Raw genomic sequence first — 12,509 nt, 5'->3', positions numbered from 1 at the left:
CCATCAGCGGCAGGACTTCAAGAAAGAGAAGCCGGCGGATCGATCCAGCCGATATTGCCGTCGCGGCGGCGGTATACGACGTTCATGCGGCCATTGCCAGCATGGCGGAAGATAACCACAGGCGCGCCAGTCAGATCGAGCTCGGCGACCGCGTCGACGACCGTCATCTGATGCAGGGATTTGGTCGATTCGGCCACGATCACCGGGTTCTCGCCAGCATGATCGGCCTCGTGCTCCTCGACGTCGTCATCGGGTGCGGCGATCACATAGCTGGGGATTTCCATCAGCGGCTCGCGCCCGTTCGCCGCGGCGGAGCGATCCTTCAGCCGGCGCTTGTAGCGGCGCAACCGCTTCTCGATGCGCTCGGCCATCTTGTCGAGGCTGGCATAGGGGTCGTGTGCGGTGGCGGAGGCTTCGAGGGTGATGCCGGAAGACAGATGCAGGACACCATCCGTCTTGAAGGCGGTACCATCCTTGCCGACGGTGATGTGCCCCTGATAGCCGCCTTCATAGTACTTGCCCAACGCCGCGGCGACCCTTGTTTCGGCCTGCCCGCGCAGGGCCGCGCCGACATCGAGGTTCTTGCCGGAGATTCGCAAGCTCATGGAGTGCTTCCCCTTCTTGTCGCCATGGTCAGTAGCCGACCATCTCAAGGAGGTAAGAACGCCCTCATGGGGTTGTCAATGTGCGGAACGGCGCAGTTGCACGGGCAGCAGGGCGAAGCTGCGAGCTGCTCATGATGTGAGGCGCTCATTGTGCTGCAACGCAAAATTGTCCTGACGGCGCGCGCTCGTCAGCGTCCGGCCAGCGCCATCGCCGCCTTCTCGCGACGGCGTTCCATGGAGGAAGGAATACGCAGCGATTCCCGGTATTTCGCCACGGTCCGGCGGGCGATGTCGATGCCGTTTTCCTTCAGCCTGGCGACAATGGCGTCGTCCGAGAGCACGTCCCTCGGCGGCTCGTCGTCGATCATCTGCTTGATGCGGTGGCGCACCGCTTCGGCCGAGTGAGCCTCGCCATAGCCGGTCGCGGCAATCGCGGCGGAAAAGAAGTATTTCATCTCGAAGACCCCGCGCGAGCAGGCGAGGTACTTGTTCGAGGTGACGCGCGAAACGGTCGATTCGTGCATGCCGATCGCATCGGCGACGGTCTTGAGGTTCAGCGGCCGCAGATGCTCGACGCCATGGGCGAAGAAGCCGTCCTGCTGGCGCACGATCTCGCTGGCGACCTTGAGGATGGTGCGGGCACGCTGCTCGAGCGAACGTGTCAGCCAGTTCGCAGTCTGCAGGCATTCGGCGATGAAGGCCTTGTCCGCATCGTTGCGCGCCGATTTCGAGACGCGCGCATGATAGGTCTGGTTGACCAGCACACGCGGCAGCGTGTCGGGGTTGAGATCGACCAGCCAGGAGCCATCAGGCGCGGCACGGATGAAGACGTCCGGCACCACCGTCTCGGCAGCCGAGCCGCCGAAGGCGCGTCCCGGCTTGGGATCGAGCCGCCTGATCTCGGCGACCATGTCGGCGATGTCCTCGTCGTCGACGCCGCAGATGCGCTTGAGGGCGGCATAGTCGCGCCTGGCCAGTAGCGGCAGGTTGGCGATCAGGGCCTGCATCGCCGGATCGTAGCGGTTGCGGTCGCGCAGTTGAATCGCCAGGCATTCGCCGACATCGCGAGCGGCTATGCCGCTGGGATCGAAGCCCTGGACGATGGCGAGGACCTGCTCGACCCTGGCGAGGTCGATGCCCAGGCGCTCGGCGATATCGGCCAGCGGTTCGCTGAGATAGCCGGAGTCGTCGACGCCATCGATGATATGACTGCCGATCAGCCGCTCGGCCTGCCCGGCGACGGCAAGATCGAGCTGGGCGCTGAGGTGCTCGTGCAGCGAGACCTCGCTGGTCAGCCCGCTTTCGAAGCCGTCCGGCCCCTCGTCGAAGGAGCCGCCGGAGCCGCCATAGGCGCCGCCGATGATCGGCAAGCTGTCGGTCCCTTGAGTCTCCAGCCGCGCTGCCTTGGGCTGCTCGTTCTGGAAGACGTTGTCGAGCCCGGTGCCGAGCCTGCCTTCGATCCCTTCCTGGGTATTGAGACTCTCGGCGCGGGCGTAAGCTTCGGCGTCGGCGGCGAGCGGGCTTTCGCCGGAGCCGTTGAGCGCAGCGGCTTCAGGCGCCTCGTCGCCGCGTTCGAGCAACGGATTGCGCTCCAGCTCGCCCTCGACGAAGCTCTGCAATTCGAGATGGGAGAGCTGGAGCAGCTTGATCGCCTGCAGCAATTGCGGCGTCATCACCAGGGACTGGCCCTGGCGCAGCTCCATGCGTGGCATCATCGCCATCGCGATCCCGACTCCTCAGCCTGCGGCAATTCGGCACGGTTCTTGCCTGTGAAACAGACTAGCTGTGCAGTGCAGCGACGTCAAAGCCCGATGCGGGCTTTTGCGTCGGGAAGTTAATGCACTGCAGCACCCGCAATTCGGATAGCCGCAGCACCAGCCCGCTCAGAGCCGGAAATCCTCGCCGAGATAGACGCGGCGGACATCGGCATTGGCGATGATCTCGGCCGGCGAGCCTTCGGTCAGAACCCGGCCGGAATGGATGATGTAGGCGCGGTCGACAAGGCCGAGCGTCTCGCGGACGTTGTGGTCGGTAATCAGCACGCCGATGCCGCGATCGGTCAATTGCCGCACCAACTCCTGGATGTCGCCGACCGCGATCGGGTCGATGCCAGCAAAGGGCTCGTCGAGCAGGATGAAGGACGGGCGGCCGGCGAGCGCGCGGGCGATCTCGCAGCGACGGCGCTCACCGCCGGAAAGTGCGATCGACGGCGCCTTGCGCAGGCGGGTGATGTTGAACTCGTCGAGCAGCTTGTCGAGCTCGCGCTCGCGCTTCTTGCGGTTCGGCTCGACCACTTCGAGCACCGCGCGAATATTGTCCTCGACCGAGAGGCCGCGGAAGATCGAGGCTTCCTGCGGCAGGTAGCCGATGCCGAGCCGGGCGCGCTGGTACATCGGCAGATTGGTGATGTCGTTCCCTTCCAGCGAGATCACGCCCATATCGGCGCTCACCAGGCCGGTGATCATGTAGAAGATCGTGGTCTTGCCGGCACCGTTCGGCCCGAGCAGACCGACAGCCTCGCCATTGCGGACATAGAGCGAGGCCTCGCTCACGACATTGCGCGCACCATAGGTCTTGCGCAGGCCGCTGACCGCCAGGATGCCAGCGCCACCGACGGCGCTGGCGATGGGACCTGCATCCACCTCGTCCTCGACCGCCTGCTCACCCTTGCCCTTACCGAACAGCCCGCCGAGCCTCGTGAACAGCCCAGATCGCGCCGCCGGCGCCTTGGCCGGCCGCGTCGGATTGGGCTGCCCCTGCTGGGCGGCCTCGGGAGGCGGGGAGAGAGATGCCGTCACAGGAAAAGATGCAAGCTGCTGGCGTTCGACATGAGTCCGCTCTGGTATGCGAGGCGCGCCGAACTGGCAACGCCTTCTTGCAGCCGCCCCTGCCGCAAGGGAAGATCAGTTGGTCGGCGCGGCGGCCGGCTTGGCGCCCGCCTTGTTGTCCTTCTTGTCCTTGCCTTCCTCGCCCTGGTTCGGCACGAAGAAGCCTTGGACGCGCCCGCTCGACGTCACGTTGGCGACGCCGGTCTCGGTGTTATAGACGAGCTTGTCGCCGCGGGTGATGTTCGGGCCGTCGTTCAGCGCGACATTGCCGGTCATGATCACCTGGTTGTTGGCGCGGTCGAACACGGCGTTGTCCGAGGTCGCGGCCTGGGTCTTCGAGACGACGGTGACGGGGCCGGAGCATTCGATGCGCTTGATCGCGCCATCATTGCCGCCCTGCGCGGCCGGCTGAGTCGGCCTGGGCGTGCCGCCCTGGCCGCGGCCTTCATAGAACACCGTCATCACCGAGCAACGCACCGTCGTCTCGCCCTGCACGGCGACGACATTGCCGGAGAAGACCGCCTTGTTGTCCTTATCGAGGACGTCGAGCTTGTTCGCATCGATCTTGATCGGCTCCTTGCTGTCGCCACCCATGCCACCGAAGGGCGAGCCGGGCGCGCCGCCGCGTGGCTTGGCCGGCTTGGCCGGCGTTGCGCTCGCGGCAGCAGGAGCCGAGCCGGAACGGGCCGGCGGCTGTTGAGCAAGGGCCGCGGCGGACAGAGCCGGCGCGATCAGGGCGGCGAGAGCAAGAGCGAGAGGTTTCATCAGCAATCCGTCACTGGTCTCTTCTGGCGCGATGCGGGGGCCTCACGGCTTCGCCGCCGGGCTGAGTGCTTCGAGGTTGGGTGTGCTGCCCTCGCGCTCGGGCCCCGCCAGGCTGCGCGCCGGCGCATTCTCGATGAGGACGTGCACACGCCCCTCGAAGGTGATGAGCGCACCGTTGTCCTTCACGTCGAGCGTGTCGGCATCGACGGTGGTCGTGCCGAGATTGACCTTGACCGGCTCGCGCGAGTTGACCGTCCCGCCCTTGAAGTCGACATCGGCCGTACGCATGCGGATATCATAGCCCGACTCGGTGCGAATCTTCACATCGTCGACCAGCTTCAGCTTTTCCTTCTGCTGGTCGAAATGGCCGCTCTGGGCGTTGATGTTGATCCAGCCCTCGTTCTTCATCAGCACGCGCGCGGTCATCTTGACCAGCTCGATCTGCGTGGGATTGCGCACGTCCTGCAACGCCGAATCCGCCGTGACCTCGTAAGGGCTGCTGTCCTTGCGATAGCCGGCGAGCTTCGGCGCCTCCATCACGACCTTGCCGCCGGACATGCTGATCCCGCCCAGCGAGAGATTGCCGACATGGCGCAGCGGGTTGAGGAAAGGAACGACGACCAGTCCGACCACCGCGACCACGGCCCCGACCGGGATCAGCCGCCGCAGCAGACGCACGAGTGCAGAATGCCGGCGCGCCGCCTGGAAGGCGCTCTGCCGCATCTGCGCCCGGATCGCAGCCGGGCTGCGCGTCTCAGGGGATGTGATCGCCAAGCTCATGCCCGCCCATTGCCAGCCACCAGCGGCTTTTTCATGTCAGACCGGCGCACGCCGACAGGCGCTCGCGGCCGATCCGACAATCGCCCGACATAACGCCTAGCTCAAATACATCAACTTTACGTATGCGCGAAGATGTCGACCTCCGGCCAGCCGGCGAGATCGAGTTCGGCGCGCGTCGGCAGGAAGTCGAAGCAGGCCTTGGCGAGATGAGTGCGCCCCTCACGCTCCAGCAAGACGTCGAGCTTGGCCTTCAGGGCGTGCAGGTGCAGCACATCGGAGGCGGCGTAGCCGAGCTGCGCCTCGGTCAACGTGTCGGCACCCCAGTCGGAGGATTGCTGCTGCTTCGAGAGCTCGACGCCGAGCAACTCGCGGACAAGGTCCTTCAGCCCGTGCCGATCGGTATAGGTGCGCACCAGCTTGGAGGCGATCTTGGTGCAGTAGACCGGCGTGGTGACGACCCCGAAAGCCTTCTCCAGCGCAGCGATGTCGAAACGGGCGAAGTGGAAGAGCTTCTGCACGCTCGTATCGGCAAGGATGCGGCAGAGATTGGCCGGTGCCGGAGCGCCCTTCGGGATCTGCACGACGTCGGCGGTGCCGTCGCCGCGCGAGAGCTGCACCACGCAGAGCCGGTCGCGCTGCGGATTCAGGCCGAGTGTCTCGGTGTCGATCGCCAGGACCGGCCCCGGCTCGAAACCATCAGGAAGATCGCCGCGGTGCAGACGAATGGTCATGCCCAAAACCTCGCTCGGCAGCGCAAGGGCGCCGCTCAGTCAACCTGCCATCCGCCGGTCAAGCCGAATGGCCTCCTCGAAAATCCGGAGATCATTTCGCAGCTAGCGGCGCGTTCGGCCGTGTTCAAGCTTTTTCTCTGGCAATACAACCGGTTCGGGCAAGTTAACCTTTTATTCACCATAAGCTTCATTCGAGCGCCCAAGCATGCGAGGATGCGGAATCGGAGCTTGATCCATGTCCGTAGTCCGCCTGTTCACCGATCTCGACGGCCGAATCGGCCTGCGCCCGTTTTGGTTGGGTAGCATCGCGCTCGCTTTCGGCCTGCTGACGATCCAGTGGGCCGCGGTCAACCTCCTGGACAAGCGAAGCGCGGCGATGACAGTCGCCTTCATTAATGTCTTCGCCCTTTTTCCCTGGTCGGCACTCGCCGCGAAACGCGCAGCCGACCGTGGCGGCTCGCCGCTTTTCGGCATCTTCCTGGTCTGCGCCATCGTGCTGCCGCGGGAATTGCAGCCGCTGCTCGGCTACGCCTGGGCGCCCTCGCTGGTCGCGATCTCGACGATGGCCTGGCTGATCGCACTGGTCGATCTCGGCCTGATGCCTGGCGCAGGCGGCGATGCGCCGCTTGCAGAGCAATCGCGGACTGCTAAACCGGCTCGATGAGCCAGACTGCGCCCACCATCCTCGATTTCGACCTCACCGATCCGATCGCCCTCACCCAGGCCCTGGTGCGCTGCCCCTCGGTGACACCGGCCGAAGGCGGCGCGCTCGCGCTGCTCGGCGCCGTGCTGAACGCCGAGGGCTTCAGCGTCGAGCGGCCGGTGTTCTCCGAGCCGGGCATGCCCGATATCGAGAACCTCTATGCCCGCATCGGCAGCGAGGGCCCGGTCTTCGTCATCGCCGGCCACACCGACGTCGTCCCCCCCGGCGACCTCGCCGCCTGGACGCATGATCCCTTCGCGGCTGAGATCGTCGATGGAACTCTTTATGGCCGCGGCGCCTGCGACATGAAGGGCGGGCTCGCCGCCATGGTCTCAGCCGCGATCCGCTATCGGCGTGCCAATCCTGATGCACCAGGCTCGATCGCCTTCCTGGTCACCGGCGACGAGGAGGGCCCAGCCGTCAACGGCACGGTCAAGCTGCTGGCCTGGGCCGACCGGCGCGGCGAGCGCTTCGACCATTGCCTGCTGGGCGAGCCGACCAATCCGGCTGCGATGAGCGACATGATCAAGATCGGCCGGCGCGGCTCGCTGACCGGCAAGCTCACCGTCCACGGCGTGCAGGGCCATGTCGGTTATCCGCATCTGGCCCAGAATCCGATCCGCGGCATGGTCCGGCTGCTGGCCGGGCTCGAGGAAAGCCCGCTCGATGCCGGCACCGAGCATTTCGACCCGAGCAATCTCGAGCTGACGACGCTCGATGTCGGCAATCCCGCGACCAATGTGATCCCGGCACAGGCCAAAGCCGTCTTCAACATCCGCTTCAACGACCTCTGGACGCCGGAAACGCTCGCCGCGGAGATCGAGCGGCGATTGCGAGAAGCCGCCGGCAATGCCGTGCGCTACGAAATCAGCTTCGAGCCGACCAATGCGGTCGCCTTCCTGACCCAGCCCGGGCGGTTCGTGGCCATGGTCGCCGACGCGGTTGAAGCTGAAACCGGCAAGCGCCCGGCACTGTCGACGACCGGCGGCACCTCCGACGCCCGCTTCATCAAGAACTACTGTCCGGTGGTCGAATACGGCGTGGTCGGCCAGACCATGCACCAGATCGACGAGCAGGTCGCCACGGCCGACCTCGTGACGCTGGAGCGGGTCACGCATCGTTTGCTGGCGACTTATTTTGCGGCAGCGCAGCACGCTTGACGGAACCAGCCCTGACGCGCACATTAGACAAAAGTCTAATGCCGTGACGTCCGGAGGGTTGGGCCATGAGGCTTGCTGCCGACGATGTGACGCGATCGCTCGCCGCTTCCTGGCGCCTGCTATGGGCCGACGCGAAGGCCCTGCCTGATCTCGATCTCAGCCGCGACGGCTTCTGGCGCTCCTATCTCGCGCTCATCCTCACCATTCCATCGATGATCCCGGTTCTGGCGGCCGAGCGGACGCTCGCGGGCCTCTCGAACAGGGGCAGCCTCTTCGATGCCCCCGGGCTGCTCGCCGCGGTCGTCACCGCCGAGATGCTGGCGGTGCTCGCAGTACCGGCGCTGTTGATCGGGATCGCCCCGAATCTCGCCCGGAATCCGCGCTTCACCGGCTTCATCATCGCCTGGAACTGGGCCGGCATCGTTTCGGCGGCGCTGATGGCGGTGCCGGCGACGGTCTTCGCGCTGGGCTGGTCGAACCCGGGCATCGCGACCTTTCAAACCCTCGCCTTCGCGACGATCGTGCTGAGGCTACGCTATTGCGTGGCGCGCGCCGCCTTCGGCGCCGAGAGCGGTGCCGCCGGAGCGGTCGCCTGCGCCAGCCTGCTGGCGGATTACTCCGTGATCCGGACCTTCGGGCTGGCCGGATTCTGACCCGGTTCTAGTAGTCCACGCCGGCGAGATAGAGCCCGCAGGGCGGCGCCAGCGCGGCGCATTGCGAACGGTCGCGCGCCGCCAGCACCTTGCCGACCTTGTTCTCCGGCCAGCGCCCCATGCCGACCATCTTCAGGCAGCCGACCATGGAGCGGACCTGATGGTGCAGGAAGGAGCGGGCATGGACATAGGCGACGATCTCGGCCCCCTCGCGCCGGCAATCGAAGCGGTCGAGCGTGCGCAGCGGGCTGTTGGCCTGGCATTCGGCCGCGCGGAAGGTCGTGAAGTCGTGATGGCCGATCAGCGCCTTGGCGGCGCGGTCCATCGCCTCGTGGTCGAGCTTGACCGGGACATGCCAGACCCGGTCCGCATCGAGCGCCGGCTGCGCCCGCCGGTCGAGGATGCGGTAGATGTAATAGCGGCGCGTCGCTGAGATGCGGGCATCGAAGCTGTCGGACACTGCCTCGGCACTCAGCACCGCGACCGGCAGGCGCTTCAACCGAGCGTTGCTGGCGTCACGCACCACATCGGTGCGCCAGTCCTTGTCGAGATCGACATGGACGACCTGATGGGTGGCATGGACGCCGGCATCGGTACGCCCGGCGCAATGCAGGCGCACGGCATGACCGCAGAAGGCCTCGACCGCCTCCTCGACGCTCTGCTGCACCGACGGCCCGTTGAGCTGGCGCTGCCAGCCTGAGAAGGGCGTGCCGTCATATTCGATGACGAGCTTGTAGCGCGGCATCTCTAGAGCTTCGCGCCCGCAGTCAGCCGCGCCCCGCGCAGGAACTCCTGGGCGCTCATCGGCCCCTTGCCGGCGCGCTGGACCTGAAGAAGCTTCACCGCCCCGACCGCGCAGGCGATCGTCCCGTCATCGTCGAGCAGCGTGCCCGGCTCGGCGGCGCCGCCGGCACGGGCGGTGCGCAGGAGCTTCAGCCGCTCCGGCCCCTTGCCGAGATCGACCTCGACGAAGGCGCCCGGGAAGGGCGAGAGGCCGCGGACGACATCGTGGACCTGCTGCGCCGGCCGGTTCCAGCTCAGCCTGGCCTCGTCATTGCCGATCTTGCTGGCATAGGTGACGCCCTCTTCGGGCTGCGGCGTGAAGCGCAGGCCGCCGCGGCCGAGTGCGGCGAGCGCCCGGACCATCAGGTCGGCGCCAAGGCCGGCAAGCCGGTCATGCATGTCGCCGGCCGTGGCGTTGCCGTCGATCGCAAGCCGCTCGACCATGGCGACCGGGCCGGTGTCGAGCCCCTCCTCCATCTTCATCACGCAGACGCCGGTCTCGGCATCGCCGGCCATGATGGCGCGCTGGATCGGCGCCGCGCCACGCCAGCGCGGCAGCAGCGACGCATGCAGATTGAGGCAACCGAGCTCCGGCACCTCCAGGATCGCCTTGGGCAGGATCAGGCCATAGGCGACGACCACGGCGACATCGGCCTGGTGCGAGGCCATGACCTCGGCGGCCTCGGCGTTCTTCAGCGTCTTCGGCGAGAAGACCGGGATGCCGAAGCGCTCGGCCGTGACCTGGACCGGCGAGGGTCTGAGTTCCATGCCGCGCCCGGCCGGCGCCGGGGCGCGGGTGTAGACGGAGACGACCTCGTGACCCTGGCCGATGATCTCGGTCAGGGTGGGCACGGCGAAATCCGGCGTGCCCATGAAGATGACGCGCAAGCTCATAGTTTAACGCCCCGGCCGGTCAGGCTGCGCTCTCCCGCTTCGCCGCCTTGGCGAAGCGCTTGTTCACCCGGTCGCGCTTCAGCCGCGACAGGTAATCGATGAAGAGCACGCCGTTGAGATGGTCGATCTCATGCTGCAGGCAGGTGGCTAGCAGGCCGTCGGCCTCGACCTCCTGCGCCTTGCCGTCGAGATCGCGATAGCTGACCTTGACCCGCGCCGGACGTTCGACCTCCTCGTAATATTCGGGGATCGAAAGGCAGCCCTCCTCATAGGAGCTAAGTTCCTCCGAGCGCCAGGTCACCTCGGGGTTGATAAAGATCCTCGGCTCGCGCTGCTGCTCCTCACCTTCTGCCGCCTGCTTCGAGACGTCGATGGTGATCAGGCGGACCGGCTCGCCGATCTGGATCGCGGCAAGGCCGATTCCCGGCGCGTCGTACATCGTCTCCAGCATGTCCTCGGCGAGCTTGCGGATCTCCGGCGTGATGTCGCCGATCGGCGCGGAAACCTTGCGGAGCATCGAATCGGGCAGAATGACGAGGGGGCGGATGGCCATAGGGCTCTCAGGGACGATGATCGGGAGTTGCCGCGACATAAGCTTTTGTGAAGAAGCGGTCAAACTGTTCCGCTTATGTTCTAGAATTGCCAGCCGAATCGTGTAGGCTTGGGGGTATGAACCAGATCGCCTTCGTCCTGCTGGAACGGCCCGTAAGCTGGGCCGAAGCCGCCCTTGGCTTCGCCGGGCTGACGCTCACCCTGCTGATGCTGGCTCTGCTCTCGTCCTGGCGCGGCTCGCGCCGACGCGAAATGGAGGCAGCGATAGCGGCCGAGCGCGCCCGCGAGATGGATGACAAGGTCGCCGAAATGAACCGGCAGCAGGCCGAGCTTTCCGGCCGCATGCAGACCATGGCCGAGATCCTCTCGACCCGGCAGGGCGACCTCGCCCGCCTCGTCGCCGACCGGATGGACGGGCTGCGCCAGCAGGTCGGCGCCGGGCTGGAGCAGAATGTCCGGCAGACCAATGAGAGCCTCGGCAAGTTGCAGGAGCGCCTCGCCGTCATCGACAACGCCCAGAAGAACCTGACCGAACTCACCGGCGAGGTGGTGACGCTGAAGGACGTGCTCGCCAACAAGCAGGCGCGCGGCGCCTATGGCCAGGGCCGGATGGAGGCGATCATTCGTGACGGCCTTCCAGCGGCCTTCTTTTCATTTCAACCAACGCTCTCCACCGGCAAGCGGCCGGATTGCCTCGTCACCCTGCCCGGCGACGGGCGCGGCCTCGTCATCGATGCCAAGTTTCCGCTGGAGAGCTTCACCATGCTGCGCGAGGCGCGTGGCGACGAAGCGAAGAAGCAGGCTTCGGCGCGGGTGCGCACCGATGTCGGCCAGCACGTCAAGGACATCGCCGAGCGCTATTTCCTGCCCGGCGAGACGCAGGACATGGCGCTGCTCTTCGTGCCGTCGGAGGCGATCTATGCCGATCTGCACGAGCATTTCGACGATGTGATCCAGAAGGCGCACCGGGCGCGGGTGATGATCGTCTCGCCCTCGCTGCTGGCCTTGGCGATCCAGTTGATGCAGTCGCTGGTGCGCGATGCCCGCATGCGCGAGGAGGCGCGCGTCATCCAGTCCGAGGTCGGCAAGCTGCTCGACGATGTCCGCCGCCTCGGCGAGCGCGTCGACAAGCTCGACAACCATTTCCGCCAGGCGCAGGACGACGTCGCCCAGATCAAGACCTCGGCCGGCAAGGTCACCGGCCGGGCCGAGAAGATCGGCGCGCTCGAATTCGACGACGCCCGCCCGAACGAGCCGCAACTGCCCTTCGCGAAAGCTGTGAAATTGAAGGCGGCTGAGTAAGCTTTAGCCTCAGCGCGGCCGGGGGAGTTGCCGTTCGGCCTCGCCGATCAGGCTGTCCTGGCCATCGGTCGGGCCGCCATGGAGCGCGGCGACCCGGCGCAGCATCCCGAAGAGCTCCTCGAATTCCGCCCGGGTCAGGCGAGGCCGCAGCAGGTCACGCAGATCCATCAGCGCGATCGTCTTCGAGGGCGATGCCTTGACGGCATGCCGCGCCAGGACAAGGCGCTCCTCGATATCGGTACCGTATTCCAGCATGACACGCATCTCGCTGCGGATCAGGTCGAGCTGCTCGGTCGTCGGCTCGCCGCGTTCATTGGCGACGAGGAACATCAGTGCGACGGCACCGTCCCGGCTCTCCGGCAGCGTCTTCAGCGCCGTGCGGCGTGCTTCGGCCTCCGATTCTGCGCGGCGGCGACTCAGCAATTCGCGGCGCTTCTGTTCGCTGCCGGCACTGAGGCGCTGACTGACATATTCCATGCCGCCGCCCCAGATCATCCAGTAGATCACGCCGGTGGTGATGGCGCCGACGATGGCTGCGAGAACCGGCATGCAAATCTCCTGGTGCAGCGCCTGCGATCAGGGCGAGCGATGCAGGGGCGATCCGGTCTTGGACGGATCAGAGCAGATATCGCAGCTGCAGAGCCGGTTTTGTGACACAACGCGCTCTTGCCTGCCTTACACCGACACCGGCGCGGCCTATTGTCCGAGCCGGGCCACATGCCATGGCGAGATCACATTCCGACGTTGAGTTGC

Annotated in this window: 14 protein-coding genes; 4 read left to right on the top strand and 10 right to left on the bottom strand. The window is 66.2% G+C overall.

Features of this window, described 5'->3' with window-relative positions:
- Positions 1–17: 17 nt before the first annotated feature.
- The 6 genes from hpf to ACQKLX_RS15120 all read right to left on the bottom strand — a co-directional run bounded on the left by hpf (position 18) and on the right by ACQKLX_RS15120 (position 5,709).
- The gene (hpf, locus tag ACQKLX_RS15145; protein WP_427362393.1) at positions 18–605 is read right to left on the bottom strand and encodes a ribosome hibernation-promoting factor, HPF/YfiA family; all 588 of its coding nucleotides are present in this window, start codon (positions 603–605) and stop codon (positions 18–20) included.
- 188 nt (positions 606–793) lie between these two features.
- Positions 794–2,326, bottom strand: a complete 1,533-nt coding sequence (rpoN, locus tag ACQKLX_RS15140) for an RNA polymerase factor sigma-54 (protein ID WP_427362392.1) — start codon at positions 2,324–2,326, stop codon at positions 794–796.
- A 162-nt stretch (positions 2,327–2,488) separates the two neighbouring features.
- Positions 2,489–3,310: an LPS export ABC transporter ATP-binding protein gene (lptB, locus tag ACQKLX_RS15135; protein WP_427362548.1), complete on the bottom strand. Its 822-nt coding sequence runs from the start codon at positions 3,308–3,310 to the stop codon at positions 2,489–2,491.
- Between the two features lie 198 nt (positions 3,311–3,508).
- Positions 3,509–4,198 carry an LptA/OstA family protein gene (locus ACQKLX_RS15130; protein ID WP_427362391.1) on the bottom strand — a complete coding sequence of 230 codons (690 nt, stop codon included), beginning with the start codon at positions 4,196–4,198 and terminating at the stop codon, positions 3,509–3,511.
- Between the two features lie 42 nt (positions 4,199–4,240).
- Positions 4,241–4,978, bottom strand: coding sequence for an LPS export ABC transporter periplasmic protein LptC (lptC, locus tag ACQKLX_RS15125; RefSeq protein ID WP_427362390.1), 738 nt, complete (start codon positions 4,976–4,978; stop codon positions 4,241–4,243).
- 116 nt (positions 4,979–5,094) lie between these two features.
- Positions 5,095–5,709, bottom strand: a complete 615-nt coding sequence (locus tag ACQKLX_RS15120; RefSeq protein ID WP_427362389.1) for a ribonuclease D — start codon at positions 5,707–5,709, stop codon at positions 5,095–5,097.
- A gap of 235 nt (positions 5,710–5,944) precedes the next feature.
- On the opposite strand from ACQKLX_RS15120, the gene ACQKLX_RS15115 reads away from it, so the two are divergent.
- From ACQKLX_RS15115 to ACQKLX_RS15105, 3 genes are all read left to right on the top strand, one after another.
- Complete coding sequence (locus ACQKLX_RS15115) at positions 5,945–6,373, top strand: DUF805 domain-containing protein (protein WP_427362388.1); 429 nt, start codon at positions 5,945–5,947, stop codon at positions 6,371–6,373.
- Positions 6,370–7,572, top strand: a complete 1,203-nt coding sequence (dapE, locus tag ACQKLX_RS15110; RefSeq protein WP_427362387.1) for a succinyl-diaminopimelate desuccinylase — start codon at positions 6,370–6,372, stop codon at positions 7,570–7,572. Before ACQKLX_RS15115 ends, dapE begins: the two co-directional genes overlap by 4 nt.
- Before the next feature lie 65 nt (positions 7,573–7,637).
- A complete protein-coding gene (locus ACQKLX_RS15105) occupies positions 7,638–8,225 on the top strand; it encodes a hypothetical protein (RefSeq protein ID WP_427362386.1) in 588 nt (195 codons plus the stop codon).
- A gap of 7 nt (positions 8,226–8,232) precedes the next feature.
- Here the strand turns inward: ACQKLX_RS15105 and truA are convergent, their stop codons facing one another.
- Genes truA through def form a run of 3 tightly spaced genes read right to left on the bottom strand, consistent with a single transcriptional unit; the run spans position 8,233 to position 10,455 of the window.
- On the bottom strand, positions 8,233–8,970 hold the full coding sequence (gene truA, locus ACQKLX_RS15100) for a tRNA pseudouridine(38-40) synthase TruA (protein WP_427362385.1): 738 nt from the start codon (positions 8,968–8,970) through the stop codon (positions 8,233–8,235).
- A 2-nt stretch (positions 8,971–8,972) separates the two neighbouring features.
- Positions 8,973–9,902 (bottom strand): methionyl-tRNA formyltransferase, encoded by a 930-nt coding sequence (fmt, locus tag ACQKLX_RS15095; RefSeq protein ID WP_427362384.1) that lies wholly within the window; start codon positions 9,900–9,902, stop codon positions 8,973–8,975.
- A 19-nt stretch (positions 9,903–9,921) separates the two neighbouring features.
- A complete protein-coding gene (gene def, locus ACQKLX_RS15090) occupies positions 9,922–10,455 on the bottom strand; it encodes a peptide deformylase (protein ID WP_427362383.1) in 534 nt (177 codons plus the stop codon).
- A gap of 116 nt (positions 10,456–10,571) precedes the next feature.
- Between def and ACQKLX_RS15085 the strand changes: the two genes are divergently transcribed.
- On the top strand, positions 10,572–11,756 hold the full coding sequence (locus ACQKLX_RS15085; protein ID WP_427362382.1) for a DNA recombination protein RmuC: 1,185 nt from the start codon (positions 10,572–10,574) through the stop codon (positions 11,754–11,756).
- Positions 11,757–11,765: 9 nt separating this feature from the next.
- Here the strand turns inward: ACQKLX_RS15085 and ACQKLX_RS15080 are convergent, their stop codons facing one another.
- Positions 11,766–12,305 (bottom strand): hypothetical protein, encoded by a 540-nt coding sequence (locus ACQKLX_RS15080; protein WP_427362381.1) that lies wholly within the window; start codon positions 12,303–12,305, stop codon positions 11,766–11,768.
- Between the last annotated feature and the right edge of the window lie 204 nt (positions 12,306–12,509).

It is taken from the genome of Allobosea sp. NPDC003192 (genome assembly GCF_050275675.1).
Lineage (GTDB): Bacteria > Pseudomonadota > Alphaproteobacteria > Rhizobiales > Beijerinckiaceae > Allobosea.
This window is presented reverse-complemented; position numbering and strand designations above follow the sequence as displayed.

Coding starts and splice junctions, on each gene's coding strand:
- hpf (WP_427362393.1), bottom strand. CDS start 605: ATGAGCTTGCGAATCTCCGGCAAGAACCTCGATGTCGGCGCGGCCCTG.
- rpoN (WP_427362392.1), bottom strand. CDS start 2,326: ATGGCGATGATGCCACGCATGGAGCTGCGCCAGGGCCAGTCCCTGGTG.
- ACQKLX_RS15130 (WP_427362391.1), bottom strand. CDS start 4,198: ATGAAACCTCTCGCTCTTGCTCTCGCCGCCCTGATCGCGCCGGCTCTG.
- lptC (WP_427362390.1), bottom strand. CDS start 4,978: ATGAGCTTGGCGATCACATCCCCTGAGACGCGCAGCCCGGCTGCGATC.
- ACQKLX_RS15120 (WP_427362389.1), bottom strand. CDS start 5,709: ATGACCATTCGTCTGCACCGCGGCGATCTTCCTGATGGTTTCGAGCCG.
- ACQKLX_RS15115 (WP_427362388.1), top strand. CDS start 5,945: ATGTCCGTAGTCCGCCTGTTCACCGATCTCGACGGCCGAATCGGCCTG.
- dapE (WP_427362387.1), top strand. CDS start 6,370: ATGAGCCAGACTGCGCCCACCATCCTCGATTTCGACCTCACCGATCCG.
- ACQKLX_RS15105 (WP_427362386.1), top strand. CDS start 7,638: ATGAGGCTTGCTGCCGACGATGTGACGCGATCGCTCGCCGCTTCCTGG.
- truA (WP_427362385.1), bottom strand. CDS start 8,970: ATGCCGCGCTACAAGCTCGTCATCGAATATGACGGCACGCCCTTCTCA.
- fmt (WP_427362384.1), bottom strand. CDS start 9,902: ATGAGCTTGCGCGTCATCTTCATGGGCACGCCGGATTTCGCCGTGCCC.
- def (WP_427362383.1), bottom strand. CDS start 10,455: ATGGCCATCCGCCCCCTCGTCATTCTGCCCGATTCGATGCTCCGCAAG.
- ACQKLX_RS15085 (WP_427362382.1), top strand. CDS start 10,572: ATGAACCAGATCGCCTTCGTCCTGCTGGAACGGCCCGTAAGCTGGGCC.
- ACQKLX_RS15080 (WP_427362381.1), bottom strand. CDS start 12,305: ATGCCGGTTCTCGCAGCCATCGTCGGCGCCATCACCACCGGCGTGATC.